The organism is Arthrobacter sp. P1_A5 (assembly GCF_056406825.1).
Genome location: NZ_JBFTZL010000210.1, coordinates 1 through 5,749, shown reverse-complemented (window position 1 = coordinate 5,749; position 5,749 = coordinate 1). Strand labels below are relative to the sequence as shown.

Below are 5,749 nucleotides of genomic sequence, written 5' to 3'. Positions count from 1 at the left end.
GCCGAACGGCACGTTCAGGTCCAGGCCCGCCGTCGGACGGTTGACCTTGATGACCCCGGCCTGGGCGCGGGCGGCGAAGTCCGTGGAGAGCGCCAGGGAGTCGGTGCAGATGCCGGCGGTCAGGCCGTAGCGGGAGTCGTTGATCGCGGCGAGCCCGGCCTCGTAGTCCGGGACCTCGAGGACGGCCACGACGGGTCCGAAGATCTCTTCGGTCACGGCGGCATCGTCGAAGGGCAATTCCGTGAGGATGGCGGCCGGGAAGAGGAAGCCGGCGTCCGTGCCGCCGTCGTACTTGCCGTGCAGCAGCGTGGCGCCGCGTTCGACGGCGGTGCGCACCGCGGACTGGTTCTGTTCGAACTGCTGGTTGCTCACCACGGCGCCCATCCTTGCGGCCTCGAGGCCGTCGCCGGCGGTGTACTGCGCGGCTTCCTCGGTGAGGGCCGCCAGGAATTCCTCGCGGATGCCGGGCGTGACGTAGACGCGGGACGTGGCGGTGCAGGCCTGGCCGGTGAGGCCGAACGCGCCGGCCGCCACCACCTGGGCGGCCTTGCGGGGATCGGCGTCGTCCAGGACCAGCACGCCGTTCTTGCCGCCCATTTCCAGCTGGACCCGGGCGCGGCGGGCGTTGAGGATCTCCTGCAGCCCCAGCCCGACGTTGGTGGAGCCGGTGAAGGACAACCCGGCGATGCGGGGATCGCGGGCCAGGGCGTCGCCCACCACGCGGCCCTTGCCATGGACCACGTTGAACACGCCGGCGGGCAGCCCGGCGTCCTGCAGGGCGCGGGCCAGGTGCGTGGCGGAGAGCGGGGTGAGCTCGGCCGGCTTGATGACCACGGCGTTGCCGCTGATCAGCGCCGGCGCGGACTTCCAGGCCGGGATGGCGATGGGGAAGTTCCACGGCGTGATGAGCCCGACGACGCCGAGAGCCTCGCGGCGGGTGGTGATGGTGGTGTCCGGCAGGCCGCTGGGCAGCACCTCGCCGGTGGCGGCCCAGCCGAGGGAACCGAAGAAGCGCAGCACGTCGGAGGCGCGCTTGACCTCGCCCTTGGCCTCGGCGAGGGTCTTTCCCTCTTCACGGACAAGGTCCTCGGCGATGGCGGCCTGGCGCTCCAGGAGCAGGTTGCCGGCGGCCATCAGGATGGCGCCGCGGGACGGGGCGGGCATGGCTGCCCAGGCCGGCTGCGCGGCGGCGGCGGCGCTGATGGCGGCGTCGACGTCGGCTGCGGTGCCGCTGGGGGAGAGGGCGGCGAGTTCGCCCGGGCGGGCCGGGTTCATCCGCTCGGTGACCGCCCCGCCGAGCCATTCGCCGTTGATCAGGTGCCGGGCGGTGAGGAGGTCCCGGGCTGTTGCGGTTGAGGTGTCTGTGTCGGTGGAAGTCATTGTGGTCCTTCGTGAGAGTCGGAGCAGGGTGTGTGCTGAGTGTTCAGCGCCTGTGGCTAGAGCCCGCGGATCAGGCCGCCGTCGCAGCGCAGTGCCACGCCGGTGATGTAGGAGGCCGGCGCGCTGCAGAGGAACGCCGCGGCGGCGCCGAATTCCTCGGGTTCGCCGTAGCGCCGGGCGGGGATGGTCTTGCGGGATTCGAGCTGGATTTCCTCGGGCGTGGTGCCGCGCCGTTTGGCGGCGGCCTGGTCCAGTTCCGCGACCCGGTCCGTGGCGATGCGTCCGGGAAGGAGCATGTTGACCGTGACGGCGTCCAGCGCCACCTCGGCGGCGAGGGTCTTGAGATAGCCGGCCAGTGCCGCGCGGCCGGTGTTGGACACGGCCAGGTTCGGCAGTGGTGCCACGACGCCGCTCGAGCCGACGGCCAGGATCCGGCCCCAGCGCCGTTCCCGCATGCCCGGCAGGATGTGCGAGACCAGGGCGTGGTGCGGTTTGACGAGTTGTTCGAACGCCGCGGCGATGTCGTCCGCGCCGAGCGTGGCGGCCGCGCCGGGCTTCGGCCCGGGACCGTTGAGGACCAGGATGTCGATGGGCCCGAGTTCCGCGACTGTCTGTTCGACGGCGGCGGCCACGCCCTCGGCGGTGCTGAGGTCCGCTTCGATGGCGACGGCGCCCGGTCCGTAGGCGTCCGTCAGTTCGGCCACGATCTCCTTGGCGCGGACTTCGCGCCGGCCGGTGATGGCCACCCGGACGCCTTCGGCGGCGAGGGCCCGGGCGATGGCGAGGCCCAGGCCGCCCGTCGAGGCGGCCACAAAGGCGGTCTTTCCGCTGATTCCGAAATCCATCAGTTCCTCCCCGCCGTGGTCAGCACGGCGACCGGGTTCGGGCCGAGGGCCTCGGCGGCCTCGGTCAGGTGCGTGCGCAGCCCGGTCCGAAGCGCCTCCGGGAACGGCGCGGCCGGTGCCCGGACGCCGGCGTCGGCAATGAGTCCGCGCTGGTGCAGGCATTCCTTGCGGATGGCCAGCGCGATTTTCGCCTGCTGCTCGAAGTTGATCAGCGGCAGGTATGGCAGCAGGGCATCGCGGGCGGCCCCGTAGCCGTCTTTCTGCCAGGCCCGCACGCAGGCGATGAGCGCTTCCGGGTAGGAGAAACCGGTCATCGCCCCCGCGGCGCCGGCCATGAGCTCATCCAGCAGCCCCTGGCCGCCGAGGCCGCCGAAGACAGAGACGTCGAGGGCCGCGGTGAGGTGCCCGATCGCCACGGACGTGGGCGGGGCCTCGGCCTTTACCGCGGTGACGAAGCCGCAGGCCCGCACCACGGAAATGAGCGCCTCGGTGCTGATGTGGACGCCGCTGGCCAGCGGGTAGTCCTGCAGCACGACGTTGGCGCCGGTGGACTGGTGGATGGCGTTCAGGTGCGCGATGACCACCCCGGGGCTGGCCGAGTTGGCCTGGACCATGACGGCCGACAGCCTGTCCCCGGTGGCGGCCTGGATGGAACGGATTTCATCGACGGCCGTGCCGGTGAAGAGGGAAGTCACCCCCACCACGAGGGGCAGGCGCGTTTCCTCCACGACCACTTCCAGGACCAGGCTGCGCTCGGCCGCCGTCAGGGCCGCGGCCTCGCCGAACACGCCCAGGACCGTGAGTCCCGTGGCGCCGATCGACTCGTAGTAGCTCACGAGCCCGGCCAGGCTGTCCGTGTCGACATCCAGGGTGCTGCCCTGGAACGGTGTGGCGACGACGCCCCACACGCCGGGTGTCAGTGACTCCCGCATTGGTTTCTCCTTCTAAGCTCTTGTTGTTCTTCGAGCGGCTGAATCTTCGGGCCGTGGAACGGCTAGCGTCCCGGCCAGTGCGGCGGGCGCTTCTCCTGGAAGGCGCGGACGCCCTCGGCGGAGTCCTCGCTGTCCAGCGCCGCCATGAGGGCGGGGAGCCGGAGGCCACGGGCCTCGGTGGCGGACAGGTGCGCGGTCTGCGTGACCATCTGCTTGACCGCCCGGACCGAGGTGGGGGCGCAGGCGAGGATCTGGTCCACCCAGCGCTGTACCGCGGCGTCGAGCTGGTCCGCGGGGACCACCTCATTGACCAGGCCCATGGACTGCATCTCTGTGGCCTCGGCCTTCCGCCCGGTCAGGAGCATGCCCATTGCCTGCGTGTACGGGATCCGGCGCACCAGCTGGTGGATGCCGCCGTCGAGCGCCAGACGCCCGACGCGCGGTTCCGTCAGCCCGAAGCGGGCCGTGTCCGCGGCGATCACGATGTCCGCGCCGAGCACGATCTCCATGCCGCCGCCGAGCGCATAACCGTTGACCCGTGCGATCACCGGGATGTCCAGCGTGGTGCGCAGGCTGAGCCCGCCGAAGCCGTTCGGGTCCAGGCCCGCCCAGTATTCGAGCCCGGTCTTGTCCACGGCGGAGGCGGACATGTCCGCGCCGACGCAGAAGGCCCGGGTCCCGGCGCCGGTGATGACCACGGCGCGGACGTCCGGATCGGCTTCGAGCTGGTCCCAGATCTCGTTGAGCCGGGCCTGCGCGCCGCCGTCGACGGCGTTGAGCACGTGCTGGCGGTCGATGACCACGGTGGCGACGTGGTTCTCGATGGTCAGGGTGACCTCGTCCACGAGTGTCTCGGAAACGGCCGTCACCGGAGCACCCCCAGCTGCTGCAGGCGTTCGATGGTCTCGGCGTCGAAGCCGTTCTCCAGCAGGACTTCGACATTGTGTTCGCCGAGCCGGGGCGCGACGCGCCGGACGGTGGGCGGGGTGGCGGAGAGCCGGATCGGGGCGTTGAGCATGCGCACCGTTCCCACTCCGGGGTGCTCGGCCTCGACGATCATGCCGTTGGCGTGCGTCTGCGCGTCGCCCAGGGTCTGCTCCAGCGTGTGCACGGGCGCGTTCAGCAGGCCCTGGTCCTCCAGCCTGGTGGTCCAGTACTCGGTGGTGTTGGTGGCGATGCGCTCGCGGAAGATCGCCTGCAGCGCCGGCTTGTGCTGGAACTGCTGCTCCAGGTTGGCGAACTCGGGGCGCTGCGTGAGGTCCTCGTCCAGGCCCAGGGCCTCGGAAATGCGGGCCAGCGGGTCCGGGGTGAAGCCGCCCACCATGCACACGGCGCCGTCGGTGGTTTCGAAGACACCGCTCAGCGGCATGGCGCCCCAGTTGACCTCGTAGCCGCGGTTGAGCTGCATGCAGGCTTCCTGCATCTGCAGGTGCAGCATGGAGTCGTACATCGTCACCTCCACCTTCTGCCCGACGCCGGCGGACTCGCGGGTGCGCAGGGCCAGCAGGATGCCCTGCATGAGGTGCATGCCCGTGATGTAGTCGCACAGCGTGGTGGGGTAGATCGACGGCTTCATGTCGTCCGACTCGCGCCGCCACATGACGCCGGAGTAGGCCTGGGCGATCGCGTCCTGGCCGCCCTTGTGCGAGTACGGGCCCACGGGGCCGAAGCCGGTGCCGGAGGCCCAGATGATGCCCGGGTTCTGCTCCTTGAGCTCCTCGTAGCCGAAGCCCATCCGTTCCATGACGCCGGAGCGGAAGTTGCTGACCACTACGTCGGCGTCGGCGAGCAGGCGGCGGAGCACGTCCTTGCCCTCGTCGGTGCGCGTGTCCACGGAGATGCTGCGCTTGTTCCGGTTGATGGACAGGAAGATCGGGTTGTCCTGGCCGTCCTTGTCCGGGAACGAGTTCCGGGAGATGTCCCCGGCGCCCGGGCGTTCCACCTTGATGATGTCCGCGCCGTAGTCGCCCAGGAGCTGGGTGCAGGACGGGCCCATGAACACCTGGGTGAAGTCCACGATCTTGATCCCGTCCAGGGGGAGCGGGGTGCCGGCTGGCGCAGCTTCCGTCCCGACGGAGGGGGCCGCCGTCGTGCCGTCAGTTGACGCCAGCAGGTCCTCAATCACGGTGCTCATGCCCCCACCACCGCGTCCAGGTCCAGGGTGGCGTTCGACGACGGGACGTCGCCCGGGTCCGCGCCGTGGCGGCGCATGCCCTGCTGGATGTCCAGCGGGGAGACGTCGCGGACCAGTGTGCCGTTTTCGATCGCCAGCGCGGCGGCGACCCCGACGGCCTGGCCCATGGCCATGCAGGGCGGGATCTCGCGGGACATTTTCTGCGCTTCCGGGGTGGCCGAGTAGTGCCGGCCGGCGACGAGCAGCTGGTCAACTTCCTTGGGCAGCAGCGAGCGGAACGGGTAGTAGTAGTCGCGGCCGCGGGCCACGGTGTCGGCGAAGTGGCGGCGGGAAGTGACATCGTCCTTCGTCATGACGTACTCGCCTTCGAGCAGTCGTGTCTGGCGCACGCCCATCTGGGACGCGACGTCGAGCATGTAGCAGTTCTCGAAGCCGGGCAGGTTGGCGCGGACGTAGTC

The 5,749-nt window shown here is 70.6% G+C and carries 6 protein-coding genes; all 6 read right to left on the bottom strand.

The window, feature by feature from the left end:
- Positions 1–1,380: aldehyde dehydrogenase family protein (locus AC1D1S_RS18690; protein ID WP_476995166.1), on the bottom strand; the 1,380-nt coding region annotated here is incomplete at its 3' end.
- Positions 1,381–1,436: 56 nt separating this feature from the next.
- A complete protein-coding gene (locus AC1D1S_RS18685; protein WP_223915886.1) occupies positions 1,437–2,225 on the bottom strand; it encodes an SDR family oxidoreductase in 789 nt (262 codons plus the stop codon).
- Positions 2,225–3,157, bottom strand: a complete 933-nt coding sequence (locus AC1D1S_RS18680) for a dihydrodipicolinate synthase family protein (protein WP_476995165.1) — start codon at positions 3,155–3,157, stop codon at positions 2,225–2,227. The genes AC1D1S_RS18685 and AC1D1S_RS18680 overlap by 1 nt, the downstream gene beginning before the upstream one ends.
- Before the next feature lie 62 nt (positions 3,158–3,219).
- The gene (locus AC1D1S_RS18675; protein WP_476995164.1) at positions 3,220–4,026 is read right to left on the bottom strand and encodes an enoyl-CoA hydratase-related protein; all 807 of its coding nucleotides are present in this window, start codon (positions 4,024–4,026) and stop codon (positions 3,220–3,222) included.
- The gene (locus AC1D1S_RS18670) at positions 4,023–5,291 is read right to left on the bottom strand and encodes a CaiB/BaiF CoA transferase family protein (protein ID WP_476995163.1); all 1,269 of its coding nucleotides are present in this window, start codon (positions 5,289–5,291) and stop codon (positions 4,023–4,025) included. The genes AC1D1S_RS18675 and AC1D1S_RS18670 overlap by 4 nt, the downstream gene beginning before the upstream one ends.
- Positions 5,288–5,749, bottom strand: a 462-nt coding sequence (locus AC1D1S_RS18665; RefSeq protein ID WP_476995162.1) for an FAD-dependent oxidoreductase, incomplete at its 5' end; no start/stop codon positions are given. The genes AC1D1S_RS18665 and AC1D1S_RS18670, both read right to left, overlap by 4 nt.

Excerpts from the sequence above, each read along its gene's own strand:
- AC1D1S_RS18685 (WP_223915886.1), bottom strand. The coding sequence starts at position 2,225 with ATGGATTTCGGAATCAGCGGAAAGACCGCCTTTGTGGCCGCCTCGACG.
- AC1D1S_RS18680 (WP_476995165.1), bottom strand. The coding sequence starts at position 3,157 with ATGCGGGAGTCACTGACACCCGGCGTGTGGGGCGTCGTCGCCACACCG.
- AC1D1S_RS18670 (WP_476995163.1), bottom strand. The coding sequence starts at position 5,291 with ATGAGCACCGTGATTGAGGACCTGCTGGCGTCAACTGACGGCACGACG.